The organism is Erythrobacter sp. NE805, from assembly GCF_046452355.1.
Lineage (GTDB): Bacteria > Pseudomonadota > Alphaproteobacteria > Sphingomonadales > Sphingomonadaceae > Erythrobacter.
Map to the genome: position 1 here is coordinate 606670 of NZ_JBKFDI010000002.1, position 14607 is coordinate 621276.

Annotated in this window: 12 protein-coding genes; 8 read left to right on the forward strand and 4 right to left on the reverse strand. The window is 66.6% G+C overall.

Annotated elements, in window-relative coordinates; translation table 11 throughout:
* Positions 1-11: 11 nt before the first annotated feature.
* Positions 12-749: a cytochrome b/b6 domain-containing protein gene (locus tag ACLBKU_RS10915; protein ID WP_410179576.1), complete on the forward strand. Its 738-nt coding sequence runs from the start codon at positions 12-14 to the stop codon at positions 747-749.
* Entirely contained in the window at positions 742-1491 is a 750-nt protein-coding gene (locus tag ACLBKU_RS10920; protein ID WP_410179577.1) for a molybdopterin-dependent oxidoreductase, read from the forward strand. The genes ACLBKU_RS10915 and ACLBKU_RS10920 overlap by 8 nt, the downstream gene beginning before the upstream one ends.
* Before the next feature lie 10 nt (positions 1492-1501).
* On the opposite strand, the gene ACLBKU_RS10925 is transcribed toward ACLBKU_RS10920, so the two are convergent.
* Positions 1502-1942 (reverse strand): DUF1801 domain-containing protein, encoded by a 441-nt coding sequence (locus ACLBKU_RS10925; RefSeq protein WP_410179578.1) that lies wholly within the window; start codon positions 1940-1942, stop codon positions 1502-1504.
* Between the two features lie 95 nt (positions 1943-2037).
* Between ACLBKU_RS10925 and ACLBKU_RS10930 the strand changes: the two genes are divergently transcribed.
* The 4 genes from ACLBKU_RS10930 to ACLBKU_RS10945 all read left to right on the forward strand — a co-directional run bounded on the left by ACLBKU_RS10930 (position 2038) and on the right by ACLBKU_RS10945 (position 6680).
* Entirely contained in the window at positions 2038-3264 is a 1227-nt protein-coding gene (locus ACLBKU_RS10930) for a class I SAM-dependent methyltransferase (protein ID WP_410179579.1), read from the forward strand.
* Between the two features lie 115 nt (positions 3265-3379).
* A complete protein-coding gene (locus ACLBKU_RS10935) occupies positions 3380-3841 on the forward strand; it encodes a hypothetical protein (RefSeq protein ID WP_410179580.1) in 462 nt (153 codons plus the stop codon).
* Between the two features lie 107 nt (positions 3842-3948).
* On the forward strand, positions 3949-5163 hold the full coding sequence (locus ACLBKU_RS10940) for an argininosuccinate synthase (RefSeq protein ID WP_410179581.1): 1215 nt from the start codon (positions 3949-3951) through the stop codon (positions 5161-5163).
* Between the two features lie 977 nt (positions 5164-6140).
* Positions 6141-6680 (forward strand): septal ring lytic transglycosylase RlpA family protein, encoded by a 540-nt coding sequence (locus ACLBKU_RS10945; protein ID WP_410179582.1) that lies wholly within the window; start codon positions 6141-6143, stop codon positions 6678-6680.
* Positions 6681-6688: 8 nt separating this feature from the next.
* Here the strand turns inward: ACLBKU_RS10945 and ACLBKU_RS10950 are convergent, their stop codons facing one another.
* Positions 6689-7081 carry a hypothetical protein gene (locus tag ACLBKU_RS10950; protein ID WP_410179583.1) on the reverse strand — a complete coding sequence of 131 codons (393 nt, stop codon included), beginning with the start codon at positions 7079-7081 and terminating at the stop codon, positions 6689-6691.
* Between the two features lie 127 nt (positions 7082-7208).
* Between ACLBKU_RS10950 and ACLBKU_RS10955 the strand changes: the two genes are divergently transcribed.
* Positions 7209-8660, forward strand: coding sequence for a sodium:solute symporter family transporter (locus tag ACLBKU_RS10955; protein ID WP_410179584.1), 1452 nt, complete (start codon positions 7209-7211; stop codon positions 8658-8660).
* A gap of 209 nt (positions 8661-8869) precedes the next feature.
* Here ACLBKU_RS10955 and ACLBKU_RS10960 read toward each other — a convergent pair whose 3' ends face one another.
* Positions 8870-9085: a hypothetical protein gene (locus tag ACLBKU_RS10960; RefSeq protein WP_410179585.1), complete on the reverse strand. Its 216-nt coding sequence runs from the start codon at positions 9083-9085 to the stop codon at positions 8870-8872.
* Positions 9086-9405: 320 nt separating this feature from the next.
* On the opposite strand from ACLBKU_RS10960, the gene ACLBKU_RS10965 reads away from it, so the two are divergent.
* Positions 9406-11466, forward strand: a complete 2061-nt coding sequence (locus tag ACLBKU_RS10965; protein ID WP_410179586.1) for a 3'-5' exonuclease — start codon at positions 9406-9408, stop codon at positions 11464-11466.
* A 43-nt stretch (positions 11467-11509) separates the two neighbouring features.
* Here the strand turns inward: ACLBKU_RS10965 and uvrA are convergent, their stop codons facing one another.
* Positions 11510-14431: an excinuclease ABC subunit UvrA gene (gene uvrA, locus ACLBKU_RS10970; protein WP_410179587.1), complete on the reverse strand. Its 2922-nt coding sequence runs from the start codon at positions 14429-14431 to the stop codon at positions 11510-11512.
* Between the last annotated feature and the right edge of the window lie 176 nt (positions 14432-14607).

Genomic DNA, 14607 nt, shown 5'->3' on the forward strand with positions numbered 1-14607 from the left:
AGGGGATCGGGATGGGGACCACGACGAAGCACGCTCTGACCACGCGGATCTGGCACTGGATCAACGCGGTCGCGATCATCGTGCTGTTCATGAGCGGGCTCAACATCTCGAACGCCCACCGCTACCTCTACTGGGGCGACTACGGCTTCGATTCCAAGGACGCCTGGCTGAGCGTGATCCGCTTCCCCGGCTGGGCGACGATCCCCGGCCACTACAACCTCGCCGTCGCGCGCGACTGGCACATCACCGCCGCCTGGCCCTTCGGGATCGGGGTGCTGTTCATCTGGGCGGCGATGCTGGCGAACGGCCACTTCCGGCGCGACCTCACCACCACGCCGAAGGACTGGACCCCGGGAGCGGTGATCGCCTCCTTGAAGGCCCATTCGAAGAGCGGCGGCACGGTGCCTGCGGGGCACGGCTACAACCCGGTGCAGCGCATCCTCTACGGCATGGTGTTCGGCGTGCTGCTGCCGATGATGCTGTTCACCGGCCTCGCGATCAGCCCGGGCTTCCAAGCGGTCGCGCCGTGGCTGCTCGAGCTTCTCGGCGGGCGGCAGAGCGCGCGCTCGCTCCACTTCATCACCGCCTTCGCGATCGCCGGCTTCTTCCTCATCCACATCGTGCTTGCCCTCGCCGACTGGCGGCTGATCCTCGAGATGTTCACTGGCGGGAGGCGCGAAAGCGCCGAGGCACCCGCCGAGGCGCCGGCCCCCGAACCCGCCCCCGAAGGAGTGCCCGCCCATGGTTGACCTGCCGCGCCGCTCGCTCCTCGCCGGGATGGCCGCGCTCGGCGCGACCGCGTGCTCCAAGATCAACGAGAGCGAGACCTCGCAAAGCCTGTGGGACGCCGCCGAGGACGGGCACCGCGCGTTGCAGCGCACGCTCGCGGGCAAGCAGGGGCTCGCGCCCGAATACACCCGCGCCGAACGCTCGCCGACCTTCCGCGGCAACGGCTCGGTGACGGTCGCCGACCCCTTCTACCGCGAGCAGCTCGCGGGCGGCTTTCCCGACTGGAAGCTCGAGGTGAAGGGGCTGGTCGAACAGCCGCTCGCGCTCAGCCTCGCGGAGGTGAAGGCCCTCCCCCAGCGCACCCAGATCACCCGCCACGACTGCGTCGAGGGCTGGAGCGCGATCGGCGAATGGCAGGGGGTGCAACTCGCCCACCTGCTCGATGCGGCGAAGGTGAAGAAGGAGGCGAAGTTCATCGTCTTCCGCTGTGCCGACACGCTCTACGGGCGCGACTATTACGAGAGCATCGACATGGTCGACGCCTACCACCCGCAGACGATCATCGCCCACAGCCTCAACGGCGAGCCGCTCCCCGAGAAGAACGGCGCGCCCCTGCGGATGCGGATCGAGCGGCAGCTCGGCTACAAGCAGGCGAAATACGTGAAGGCGATCGAGGCGGTCACGAGCTTTGCGGACATCGGCCAGGGCGGCGGCGGCTTCTGGGAAGATGTCGCCGGCTACCAGTGGTACGCCGGGGTCTGAGACAGGGGGTCTAGCCTTCGGGAAAGACCCGCAGCATCGTGCCCCAGCCGATCGCGATCAGCTCCTCGAGCACCGCCATGTCCACATCCGCCAGCTTCTTCACGTAGAGACAGCCCTTGCCGGTCTCATGCTTTCCCAGCCGCCCCAGCGCCGCCGCGCGTGCGGCCGCCTCGGCCTCGTCGGCATAGCCCGAGGAGAGGTAGAGCACGTGCCTGGGCTTGCGCGGGGAAAAGCCGATCTTGAGCGAGTGGACCTTGCGGCCACTGTCGTAGGTCGTCGAATACTCCCCGTAGCCGACGATGCTCGGCCCCCACATCCTGGGCGCCGCGCCGGTCACCTTGCGGAACAGCGCGTCGAGGATCTCGGCCTCGGCACGGCGCTGCGGCGGTTCGACGCCCGCGAGGAACGTCTCGACCGACACCCCGGTGATCGTCGTCTTGGCTTCGGCCATGTGTCGCCCTCCCCTCGTGAGGCGCGCGCTTCGCTGCCCCTTGCGAAGCCGCGCCGGCAGTTTATCCCTCATCGCTCCCCCACGAAAGGCGTTTCATGAGCAGACCCCTCCTCGACCGGTTCCTCACGCGCGGCGTCCGGCAGGGCCGCCTCGGCGTGGTCTTCGCCGACGGCAGCGCGCGCACCTATGGCGAGGCGGCCGAGGGCTTCCCCGAGATCGTGATCCGCTTCACCGACGAGCGGGTCCCGCGCGACATCGTGCTCGACCCGCGCCTCGGTGCGGCGGAGGCCTTCATCGAGGGCCGCCTCGTCATCGAGGAGGGCGACGTGATGGGCCTCGTCAGCCTGCTGCGCGCCAACAACCCGTGGGACAAGGGCGGCGACATCGGCCCGCCGAGCGCGCTCAAGCGCCTCGTCAACCGCGCGAGCTTCGCCGCCGAGCAGATCAACAACCGGGTCGGCGCGAAGAAGAACGTCGCGCATCACTATGACATCGGCAACGACCTCTACGCGCTGATGCTCGATCCCGAGCACTGGCAGTATTCCTGCGCCTACTGGCCCGAGGGTGTGACGACGCTCGGCGAGGCGCAGGGCGCGAAGCTCGCGCATATCGCGGCGAAACTTGCCCTGAAGCCGGGGAACGAGGTGCTCGACATTGGCTGCGGCTGGGGCGGGATGGCGATCCACCTGGCGAAGCACCACGATGTGCGGGTGACCGGCATCACCCTTTCCGAGGAGCAGGCCGCGCTCGCCCGTCAGCGGGTGCGCGATGCGGGGGTGGCGGACCGGGTGACGATCCTCCTCGAGGACTACCGCGACACCGCCGCGAGCGGCCGCCGCTTCGACCGGATCGTCTCGGTCGGCATGTTCGAGCACGTCGGCCGGGCGCAGTTCGAGACCTTCTTCCGCGCCTGCGCGACGATGCTCGCCGACGACGGGGTGATGCTGCTCCACACCATCGGCCGCTTCGGCGGGCCGGGGACGACCGACGCCTTCACCCGCAAATACATCTTCCCCGGCGGCTACATCCCCGCCCTGTCCGAAACGCTCGCGGCAAGCGAGAAGGTGCGCCTCATCGCCTCCGACGTCGAGACGCTGCGGCTCCACTACGCGAAGACGATCCGCGCCTGGTATGCCAACTGCATGGCGCACCGCGACGCGATCGTCGCGCTCTACGACGGGAGCTTCTTCCGGATGTGGACCTTCTACCTCGCGGGCGCGGCCACGGTCTTCGAGAACGGGGGGATGTGCAATTACCAGATCCAGTACGTGCGCAGCCGCCACGCGCTACCGATCACGCGCGATTACCTGCTGAAGGGCTGACCGGGCGGGCGCAATTTATCTCTCGGCGCCTGTCGAATCCGCCGCGCCTGCTGCGTCTTCCTCTGCGAAGCCCGGTGCACCTCCCGCGCCGGGCCGGACAGAAGGACGCCCTTGCATGACCACCACTACCGCCACCCCCGCCGCCCCGCTCGCCGCCCCCTATCCGCTCGCCGCCCGCCTGGCCGCCGGGTTCGGCCTCGTGTGGAGCCTGTTCGGGGTCTTCCAGTTCGTGGTCCAGACCTTCAACGACGAAGCGGGGCTGGTCGCGAACGGCATGACGGCGGCGCAGGCGCAGCTCTATGCGGGCCTCCCCGTGTGGATGGCGGTGGCCTTCGCGGCCGGCACCATCGGCGGCACGCTCGGCAGCACCCTGCTGCTCGTGCGCCGCCGGGCGAGCGTGCCGGTGCTCGCGGTCTCGCTCGCGGCCTATGTCGCGCTGTGGGCCGGTGACGCGGCCTACGGGGTCTTCGCCCTCTTCGGCACGCCGCAGGTCGCCGTGCTCAGCTTCGTCGTCGCGGTCGCCGCGGGCCTCCTGTGGCTCGCCCGCCGGCTCGCCGCGCGCGGGGTGCTCGCCTAGAGCCGCGCCATCCCGCGGCGGCGGCGCGGGGCCGCGAAAGCGCGATTGCCCCCGCCCCCGGGCGCTGTTAGGGGCGCGCGCAAACATTCTCCCCAAGGAAGCCCGCCATGCCCCAGAAAGTCGTCCTCGCCTATTCGGGCGGCCTCGATACCAGCGTCATCGCCAAGTGGCTGAGCGTGGTGCGGGGCCTCGAGGTGGTGACCTTCACCGCCGACCTCGGCCAGGGCGAGGAGATCGAGCCGGCACGCGCCAAGGCCCGCGCGATGGGCATCCCCGACGCGCACATCTTCATCGAGGACCTGCGCGAGGAATTCGTGCGTGATTTCGTCTTCCCGATGATGCGCGCCAATGCCCGCTACGAGGGCGACTACCTGCTCGGCACCTCGATCGCGCGGCCGCTCATTTCCAAGCGCCTCGTCGCAATCGCGCACGAGACCGGCGCCGACTTCATCGCCCACGGTGCGACCGGCAAGGGCAACGACCAGGTGCGCTTCGAGCTTTCCGCCTATGCGCTCGACCCGGACATCAAGGTGATCGCCCCGTGGCGTGAGTGGGACCTGACCAGCCGCACCGCGCTGATCGCCTGGGCCGAGGCACATCAGATCGACGTGCCCCGCGACAAGCGCGGCGACAGCCCCTTCTCGACCGATGCGAACCTGCTCCACACCTCCTCGGAGGGTAAGGTTCTGGAAGATCCGTGGGAGGAGACCCCCGACTACGTCTACTCGCGCACCGTCGATCCCGAGGACGCGCCCGACCAGCCGGAATACATCACCCTCGACTTCGCAAAGGGTGACGGCGTGGCATTGAACGGCGAGGCGATGAGCCCCGCCACCCTGCTCGCTGCCCTCAACGACCTCGGCCGCAAGCACGGCATCGGCCGGCTCGACCTCGTCGAGAACCGCTTCGTCGGCATGAAGAGCCGCGGGATGTACGAGACCCCGGGCGGCGAGATCTACGCCCGCGCGCACCGCGGCATCGAGCAGATCACGCTCGATCGCGGCGCGGCGCACCTCAAGGACGAGCTCATGCCGCGATATGCCGAGCTCATCTACAACGGCTTCTGGTTCAGCCCCGAGCGCGAGATGCTCCAGGCGGCGATCGACCACTCGCAGGACAAGGTGACCGGCACGGTGCGCCTCAAGCTCTACAAGGGGCTCGCGAGCGTCGTCGGCCGCAGGTCGCCCTACTCGCTCTACTCGGAAGCCCACGTGACCTTCGAGGACGACGCGGGCGCCTATGACCAGAAGGACGCCGAGGGCTTCATCAAGCTGAACGGCCTGCGCCTGCGCCTGCTCTCGCGCCGCAACCGCGACGCCTGAGGCGAGGAAAAGCCGAGTCGGCGCGCTCGTCGCGGCGGCTCGTCACCGGTAACGTGACAATCCGGAGGCGGTTTCGTTCCCGCTTCCTGCCCGTTTCGCGACAAATGCGACGAAGCGTTGACTTATCCACGCGTGTCCACAGGCCTTATCGGCCCGAGTGGAAAACTCGCCCCATCAAATGTTGTCAGAACCCCGATTCAGGCGCAGTTTGAACCTGTCTTCGGGACACGGATCAACCGGAACGGCACGCCGCAAGGCGCTGAAGTTACGGAGGTTTCGATCCCAAGGATGGCGGTGGCATCTGTCCACGCGCTCCATCGGAGACGGCATGCAGGAGGCCTCGGCCAAAGGCAAGTCGGCTCGCTACGGCGGAGAGCGACGCGATTGTCACCGGACAGGCCAAGAACCTGGCCGGCCAAGCGAATGCGGCGGAAACGGCGAGAGCCCCCAGCCGCGGCAGGAGCAAGCCGGTAAAGGGACGCGGCCTCGGCCTGGCGAATGTGCGGGGCGGCGGATGTGCGCGGGACTTCGGTCCAGGCGGCGGAAGCAGCGCCCGGCAGGAGCGAAAGCCGGATGCCGGCGCGAGCGCCGGTGACAAATCTTCGGCAAGGCCGGTCGCGAGACAGGGCAGCGGAAGGCTAGACATCGGGCGCGAAAGCATGCGCCGACGGATGCGGGAGCGAAGGTTCGCCGGAGGTCCAGCAAGGTCGGCACATCCACACGCCGGTGAGAGTGGGGTCGGCAGCAATGCCGGCCCCATTTGCATTGGGCCGGCCCACCCCCCTTACGCTGTCGCCAAGCCCTGCCGGGTCGATTCGCCACAGCTCTCCCGCCCGGCTGCACGCTTTTCGCCTCATACCGTTCCAACGGTTCGTCGCATTTTCGGCTCGTCTCGTTCTTGAGCCGAACCTCAGCGCCGACGAAATGCTAACCTGGTTTGCCTTCCTGGGAGGCCCTCGCCTATCCGCACCCTCACCATGCGGACGGGACACCCCACCCACGGCCTTGCGCCCCGGAGCCTCAAGGGGCTGACCCTGGTCGCGCTGGCGTGTCTCGGCCCGATCGCAGCCTCGAGTGCGCAGGCCTCGGACGCGCCCGCCACCGGCGCCGAGCAGGCCGCGACCAGCGCCGCGATCGTCGAGCTCGTCCCGCTCCAGCCGACCACCGACGTCACTGCCTCCCTTCCGGCGATCGAGGAAGCCCCCTCGTCCCCGCAGGAGCGCGTGCTCGGCCGCGGCAGCGCCTCCTATTACGCCAGCAAGTTCGACGGCCGTCGCACCGCCAGCGGCGAGCGCTTCGACAGCGACGCAATGACCGCCGCACACCGCACCCTGCCCTTCGGCACCCGCGTGCGCGTCACCTCGGTCGCGACCGGCAGGAGCGTCGTCGTGCGCATCAACGACCGCGGCCCCTTCCACGGCGGCCGCATGATCGACGTGAGCCGCGCCGCCGCGCAGGAGCTCGGCCTTATCGCGCGCGGTCACGGCACCGTCGAGATCGCCCTCCTCGAGGACTGATCGCCCGCTCAGGGGTTGGCCGAATAGGTCATCCCGAGCGCGGAAATGTCTCCTGAAACCTTCAGCTTCAGCCGTGCCATTTCCATCGTGGAGGTGTTGCGCAGCAGCGCCTGCTCGCCCGGCCCGAAGGTCGCATCGACCGCGCCGCCGGGCGCCACGGTGCCGCGGATCACCGGCGCCGTTGCACCCTCGGCAAGGCCATAGACCACCACCGCGACCGGCCCGACATTGCGGCCGGTGACGGTGAAGCCGCCCTTCTGCCCGCCGCCGAGCTCGAAGGTCTGGCCCGGGTCGATCTGGAGGTTCGAGTTGAGCACGTCCGCCGCGGCCGGGACGGCGAGCACCGCCACAGCCATCGCGGCGGCCAGCAGCCGGGCGGAGGGATTGGTCGAGAACAGCATCGTGAGGCGCTCCTTTGCGCTTGCCCCGTCGCTTCCAGCTACGCCGCGGCGCAGGCAGCGGATGCAGAGCCCTTTCGCCGCCCCTTGCACCGGACCGCGGCTTCCCGTTAGACGCGCACCCCGTAGCATGGCCGCAAGGGGGCTTCCGGCAAGCTGCGGGGGGACCTTCGCCATCACGCTCACCCTGATCCTCGCCTATGTCGCCGCCCAGATCGCGCTCGCGGTGTGGGCCAATCGCGGCGCGACGTCCGATGCCGACTACCTGCTCGCCGGGCGCCGCCTCGGGAGCGTCGCGGTCGGCATGAGCCTGTTCGCGACCTGGTTCGCCTCCGAGACGCTGCTCGCCACCTCCTCCGAGGTCGCCGCGAACGGCCTTGCGGGCGCGCGCGCCGAGCCCTTCGCCTATGCCGCCGGGATCCTGTGCATCGCCCTGTTCGTCGCGGCCCGGCTGCGGCGCGGGGGCTTCTTCACCATCGCCGACTTCCTGCGGACCCGCTACGACCCACGCACCGAGGTCCTCTCGGCGGTGGTGATCGCGCTCGCCGCGGTGACCTGGTCGGGGGCGCAGCTCTACGCCTTCGCCGCGCTGATCGACACCGCCTCCGGGCTCGGCTTCGGGCCCTCGCTGGTCGCCGCCGCGCTGCTCGTGACGGTCTACACCATGCTCGGCGGGCTCGCCGGCGACGTGGTGACCGACATGGTGCAGGGCGCGATGCTGGTCGCCGCGATGCTGCTGATCTTCTGGCTGATGCTCGAGGCGAGCGGCGGCCCCCTCGCCGCGTGGCAGGCGATCCCCCCCGAGGCGCTGCGCCTCACGGTCCCCGGCGAGCACTGGAGCGAGCGGCTCGAGCTGTGGCTGATCCCGGTGGTCGGTACGCTGGTGAGCCAGGAGGCGCTCGCCCGCACCCTCGCCGCGCGCTCCCCCGAGGTGGCGCGGCGCGGGGCCTTCCTCGGCGCGGGCGTCTACCTTGCGGCGGGGCTGATCCCGGTGAGCTTCGGCCTCGTCGGCCCGCAGCTCGTCCACCTCGTCGGCCCCGACGCCGCCGCGATGGGCGAGGCCTTCCTGCCGACCCTCGCGCAGGGGCTCCTCCCCCCGTGGCTGACGATCGTCTTCACCGGGGCGCTGATCTCGGCGATCCTCTCCTCGGTGAACTCCGCGCTGATGGCGGCCTCGGCGGTGGCGACCGAGAGCGGCTACCGCCGCTGGCGCCCCGCCGCCGAGGGCCCCGAGCTGCTGCGCGCGGCGCGGGGGGCGACGGTGCTTGCGAGCCTTGTCGCCGCGCTGCTCGCTGCCGGAGGCGAGAGCCTCAGGTCGCTGGTGCTCGACGCCGAGGCGATCTCCGCGGTGCTCGCGGTGCCGCTGGTCGCCGCGCTGGTCGGCATCCGGGCGAGCGGGCGGGCGGCGAGCGCGGCGATCTGCGTCCAGCTCGCCGCGACGGTGGTGCTCGACCGCTGGCTCGGGGTGCCGGGCGCCTTCCTGTGGGTGGTGAGCGCGGGCCTCGCGAGCTTCGCACTCGTCGGCTGGCTGGACCGCCCGAGACCCGCCCCCGCACCCCCGCTCGGTGCCGAAGAGGCGTGAGCCGAGGGGGTCTGGAGGGGGTGTAACGGGGGTCTGGAGGGGGTGTAACGGGGGTCTGGAGGGGGTCTGGAGGGGGTCTAGGGGGAATCAAGGCGCGGCTGGAGGGGGCCTAGACAGGGCCTGGCACGGGCCGGATTCCGACCCTTTTGCCGTGTTCTCAGAGATTTAGACGATGTTCGCAGCGAATTCCCCGCCGCAACCCGCTCCGCTCACCGCTCGGAAAGCGGCCGCTGCCCCCGGACCAGCCGCTTATTGGCGAGCGTGGCGGCGCGGATGTGCTCGGGGGTCTCGAGCTTTGTCCCGATCCGCCCCGCCTCGACATGCGCGAGCCACGCGGCGAGGAACGCACGCTCCTCGGGATCACGCGCCGGCGCAGGCCCGAGGTCGGGACGCTTGTGCGGATCAGCCGGCGGCGGGGTGAACATGAACGCGCTCCTTGCAGGACCAGGCGAGAGAGCCGACGGCTCCGCGCACCGGCGCCGGCCCTCCCCCTCCCGGGCGGAGCCTCCGGAGCCTTGTGCGGCGAAAACTCCGGGGTGAGGTGGGGAGCTTCATCGCGTCAGGCACCGAGAGGCGCGGGAGAGGTGTCGCAGAGCCGACGCCAGCGCGGGAGGGTAGCGGGGGTGCGGGGGTGTAGGAAAGGGGTTACGCTACGCGATAAGCTTGCCATCTAGACTACGCTAAGGACGTAATCTTCTTGAATTCCGGCGCAATTCGGACATGTTGTCAGAGCAAGGGGGAGGCTATGCTCGACGAGTTCCAAAAGGCATTCTGCGAAGCGGACGCAGAGAACATAAGGCTGCTTGCGCCCGCGGGCAGCGGGAAAACTCACTCCCTCCTCTATCGTTGTGTGAGTCAGCACAAGCGCACTGGGGGTAAGTCGCGGTTTCTCATTGTGACCTTCACTCGCGCAGCGCGAGATGAACTGCAAGGAAGGCTCCAGTCAGCGGAGTACGCCTCAGTTGCAAGCAGCACAGAAGTCACGACACTAAATAGCTGGGGGTGGAAGCGTGTTCGAGACCGCCACCACAGTCCTAGGCTCGTCACTAAAACACCGGAGCGAAGCTTCGCCGTTCAAAACTCGCTGCAACCGATCTGGTCCGCCAACAAGCGCCTCGAAGCCGCTTTCAAGAAGCAGCCGTTCGTTGCGGGCAAGGTCGTTCTCAACCTCATCGATCGCCTAAAGAATCTTGGCTTCGACCACAGATCGATGACGGACCTCACCCACGCTGAACGCCACATCGCGGCATTGCGAGACGTCGGTTTAGGAGCCTTCATATCTCAAACAAATGAAGAACTCGTTGAGATCGGCGCTATCGAGCATGCGAAAGTCAACGAAGGCTTCAATATCTTCTTCCCATTCTGGAAGAAGGCCGTCAAATCGCTTATCGAGCAATCGATCTTCACTCTTGAGGATCAAAAATATGTCGCATTAAGGAACATCGAAGATCAATTAAAAGAGCAACGGTTTCCAAGCGGCGGATCGAAATTCTCTGATATCTTGATTGACGAGTTCCAGGATATTGGTCCGCTCGATCTCCAACTCATAAGGGCTATAGCCCAATTACACCGAGCGCGGATTGTTATCGTCGGCGACGACGACCAAGCTATCTTCGAATGGAGGGGCGCAAGCCCAAACTACATTTTGAAACCGCATATATTCTTTGGACATAAATTCGAAACTTTCATTCTCGAAAAGAACTATAGATGCCCGCAGAATATCGTCCGCGCGGCCGACCGTCTAATTCGAAACAACACACAGCGACAAGGCAAGAACGTCATTCCCGTTTCGTCATTCGATGCCAGCATCGAAGTTTTCGAGAACGACAACTTTACAGATAGCATCGATGCCGTTGTCGATGTTGTCAATGAATTCGTGGTACGTAAAGATATCGGAAGAGAACGGATTGCTCTAGTATCTAGAAAAAGAGCTCAGTTAATTCCGTATCAAATCATATTGGCACAGAAGCAGATCTCTTTTTGTGCGGCGGAAGATCTTCAGGTTTTCCTCAGCGACGCATTTGATTCTCTAATCAACCTCTTGACGATCAGAATGGAAGCGCACGAGCGCCGGATGACGCGAAAGGTCGTCGAGGACGTTCTGAGCCTCTGCAATCAGGTAAAGCGGTACCCGTTGAGCAAAGCTGATCAGGCTGCGCTCAGAGCGTTTCTGAGCGGAACTAGAGCCCGAACGATCATCGAAGCGATCGACGCACTTGAAAGTTATGATGGCCAGCTAAAGGGGCCGAATGCACAACGGCAGATGAGCTTGTATTTTGCTCACTCATTGAGAAAATACTGCGAAAGCGATACTGTTTCTGCCGCGGTTGAAGCAATCAGCGAGTGTTTTTCGGGTTTACAGAAAGATTATGGTAAAGCTGAGGAAGACATTTTTTACTCAGATCCGCCTTTCCATTATCTAGCACGCTACGCAGACAGGTACGACGATGACTTCGAGAGTTTCTTAGAGGATATCGAGAACGCTGCTGATACGCTCGCGAACACTCCATCGGAGGAGGACGCCAAAGACCCAATTTGGGAACGTCCTGTTCATCTCATGACTGCACTGAGGGCGAAGGGTAAGGAATTCCACACGGTAGTCATCTTAGATGCTAATGAAGGTATATGGCCCAGCAAGCAGGCCGAAACGCGTCAGCAAATAGAAGGAGAGAGGCGAGTCTTTTACGTTGCAATGACGAGAGCAAAGAAGCGGCTTGTTTTCACGTTGAGCAGGAAGATCGGTTCGGCTGGCGCTGTCCCATCTTCGTTTTTGGCGGAAAGCGGTCTCATGAAAACGTTAGTATGATCTTCCTGGCCCCAGCCTCCGCCGGGGCAGGCTCGTTCCCGGCTCACCGCCCCAACAGAGGCGCCAGATACTGCCCCGTAAACGACCGCGCCACCTTCACCACATCCTCAGGTGTCCCCACCGCCACGATCTCCCCGCCCCTCACGCCGCCCTCCGGCCCGAGGTCGATGATCCAGTCGGCGGTCTTGATGACGTCGAGGTTGTGCTCGATCACCACCACCGAATTGCCCTGCTCCACCAGCCGGTGCAGTACCTCCAGCAATTTGCGGACGTCCTCGAAGTGGAGGCCGGTGGTCGGCTCGTCGAGGATGTAGAGCGTCTGCCCGGTGCTCCGGCGCGCCAGTTCCTTCGCCAGCTTCACGCGCTGGGCCTCGCCGCCGGATAAAGTCGTCGCCTGCTGGCCGACTTTCACGTAGCCGAGGCCGACCTCGTTCAGCATCCGCATCTTCTCGCGGATCGCAGGCACGGCCTTGAAGAACTCCTCGGCGTCCTCGATCGTCATGTCGAGCACGTCGGCGATCGAGAGGCCCTTGAACTTCACCTCGAGCGTCTCGCGGTTGTAGCGCTTGCCGTGGCATTCCTCGCAGGTGACGTAGACGTCGGGGAGGAAGTGCATCTCGATCTTGATGAGCCCGTCGCCCTGGCACTTCTCGCAGCGGCCGCCCTTGACGTTGAAGGAGAAGCGCCCGGGCTTGTAGCCGCGCGCGAGGCTTTCGGGGAGGCCGGCGAACCAGTCGCGGATCTGGGTGAAGGCGCCGGTGTAGGTGGCGGGGTTGGAGCGCGGGGTGCGGCCGATCGGGGACTGGTCGATCTCGATGACCTTGTCGCAATATTCGAGGCCGGTGATGGCGTCATGCGCGCCCGCGATGACCCGCGCGCCGTTGAGGACGCGGGCGGCGCCGGCCTGGAGGGTGTCGATGGTGAGGCTCGACTTGCCCGAGCCCGAGACCCCGGTGATGCAGGTGAAGGTGCCGAGCGGGATCGTCGCGGTCACGCCCTTGAGGTTGTTGGCGCGGGCGTTCTTGACAACGATGTGGTGCCCGTTGCCCTTGCGGCGCTTGGCGGGCACGTCGATCTTGCGCTTGCCGGTGAGGTAGTCCGCGGTGAGCGAGCCCTTGGCCTTGAGGATCTGCTTGAGGGTGCCTTCCGCGACCACCTCGCCGCCGTGCACCCCGGCGCCGGGGCCGAGGTCGACGATGTGGTCGGCGGCGCGGATCGCGTCCTCGTCGTGCTCGACGACGATCACGGTGTTGCCGAGATCGCGCAGGCGCTTGAGGGTTTCGAGCAGGCGGTCATTGTCGCGCTGGTGGAGGCCGATGCTGGGCTCGTCGAGCACATAGAGCACGCCCGAAAGCCCGCTGCCGATCTGCGAGGCCAAGCGGATGCGCTGGCTCTCGCCGCCTGACAGGGTGCCGCTGGTTCGGTCGAGGTTGAGGTAGTCGAGGCCCACGTTGTCGAGGAAGCCGAGGCGCTCGTTGATCTCCTTGAGGATCGCGCGGGCAATCTGGCTTTGCTGCGCCGTCAGATACTGGTCGAGGTCGAGGAACCACGCCTTGGCGTCCGCCACGCTCATCTGCACCGGGGTGGCGATGTCGGTCGGCCCGTGGGCGCCGGGGACCTTGACGCTCAAAGCCTTTTCGTTCAGCCGCTTGCCCCCGCAGGTCTCGCAGGCCTGCGCGGTCTGGTACTTGGAGAGCTCCTCCTGCATCCACGCGCTCTCGGTCTGCATCATGCGGCGGTTGAGGTTGCCGATCACGCCCTCGAACGGCTTGTGCACGGTGTATTCGCGGCGCCCGTCCTTGAAGGTCAGCGGGACCGGCATCCCGCCCGTGCCGTGGAGGACGATGAGCTTCTGCTCGGGGGCGAGGTCCTTCCACGGCGTCGTCAGGTCGAAGCCATAGGCCTTCGCGAGGCTCGCGAGCACCTGCATATAATAGGGCGAAGGCGGGTTCGACTTCGCCCAGGGCACCACCGCGCCCTGCTTCAGCGTCAGCGCCTCGTTGGGCACCACCAGCTGCGGGTCGAAGAGCATCTTCTCGCCGATCCCGTCGCACGCCGGGCAGGCCCCCTGCGGGGCGTTGAAGGAGAACAGCCGCGGCTCGATCTCTTCAATCGTGAAGCCGCTCACCGGACAGGCGAATTTCTCGGAGAAGACGATGCGGTTGGGCGGCAGGCCTGCGCCCTTCATCGCGCCGCCCTTTCCTTCATCTTCGCGCCCCGGCACCACGCCGTCCGCCAGGTCGACATAGGCGAGCCCCTCGGCGAGCTTCAGCGCGGTCTCGAAGGAGTCCGCGAGGCGCGTCTCGATCCCCTCGCGCACCGCGATGCGGTCGACCACCACCTCGATGTCGTGCTTGAACTTCTTGTCGAGCGCCGGGGCCTCCTCGATCGGGTAGATCTCGCCGTCGATCCGCACGCGGGTGAAGCCCTGCCGCTGCCACTCGGCGATTTCCTTGCGGTATTCGCCCTTGCGCCCGCGCACCACGGGCGCGAGCAGGTAGGCGCGCGTGCCCTCGGGCAGGGCCATCACCCGGTCGACCATCTGGCTGACGGTCTGCGCGCTGATCGGCTCGCCGGTCGCAGGCGAATAGGGCACGCCCACCCTCGCCCACAGCAGGCGCATGTAGTCGTAAATCTCGGTCACCGTCGCCACGGTCGAGCGCGGGTTGCGACTCGTCGTCTTCTGCTCGATCGAGATCGCCGGAGACAGCCCGTCGATATGCTCGACATCGGGCTTCTGCATCATCTCGAGGAACTGGCGCGCATAGGCCGAGAGGCTCTCGACATAGCGCCGCTGCCCCTCGGCATAGATGGTGTCGAAGGCCAGCGAGGACTTCCCGCTCCCCGAAAGCCCGGTGACGACGATCAGCGCGTCGCGCGGCAGATCGATGTCGATGCCCTTGAGATTGTGCTCGCGCGCCCCCCTTACTCGGATCTTGGGCACGGAAATGGTGGTGAGGCTCATGGGCGTGACGTGTTCCGGAAATGTTCGCTTTGGTCAAGGCGGGCGGAGAGGTGGGCGCGCCGTTCGTCCCCAGATGGCGCGCGGGCGGCGGTATTGCAATGCGCGAGGCGGGACCGGGTTTCCCGCCGCCTGGCGCAGGGCCCCGGCGAAGACCGTGCCGCGCGGGTGCGGCTGTG

Coding starts and splice junctions, on each gene's coding strand:
- ACLBKU_RS10915 (WP_410179576.1), top strand. CDS start 12: ATGGGGACCACGACGAAGCACGCTCTGACCACGCGGATCTGGCACTGG.
- ACLBKU_RS10920 (WP_410179577.1), top strand. CDS start 742: ATGGTTGACCTGCCGCGCCGCTCGCTCCTCGCCGGGATGGCCGCGCTC.
- ACLBKU_RS10925 (WP_410179578.1), bottom strand. CDS start 1,942: ATGGCCGAAGCCAAGACGACGATCACCGGGGTGTCGGTCGAGACGTTC.
- ACLBKU_RS10930 (WP_410179579.1), top strand. CDS start 2,038: ATGAGCAGACCCCTCCTCGACCGGTTCCTCACGCGCGGCGTCCGGCAG.
- ACLBKU_RS10935 (WP_410179580.1), top strand. CDS start 3,380: ATGACCACCACTACCGCCACCCCCGCCGCCCCGCTCGCCGCCCCCTAT.
- ACLBKU_RS10940 (WP_410179581.1), top strand. CDS start 3,949: ATGCCCCAGAAAGTCGTCCTCGCCTATTCGGGCGGCCTCGATACCAGC.
- ACLBKU_RS10945 (WP_410179582.1), top strand. CDS start 6,141: ATGCGGACGGGACACCCCACCCACGGCCTTGCGCCCCGGAGCCTCAAG.
- ACLBKU_RS10950 (WP_410179583.1), bottom strand. CDS start 7,081: ATGCTGTTCTCGACCAATCCCTCCGCCCGGCTGCTGGCCGCCGCGATG.
- ACLBKU_RS10955 (WP_410179584.1), top strand. CDS start 7,209: ATGGCCGCAAGGGGGCTTCCGGCAAGCTGCGGGGGGACCTTCGCCATC.
- ACLBKU_RS10960 (WP_410179585.1), bottom strand. CDS start 9,085: ATGTTCACCCCGCCGCCGGCTGATCCGCACAAGCGTCCCGACCTCGGG.
- ACLBKU_RS10965 (WP_410179586.1), top strand. CDS start 9,406: ATGCTCGACGAGTTCCAAAAGGCATTCTGCGAAGCGGACGCAGAGAAC.
- uvrA (WP_410179587.1), bottom strand. CDS start 14,431: ATGAGCCTCACCACCATTTCCGTGCCCAAGATCCGAGTAAGGGGGGCG.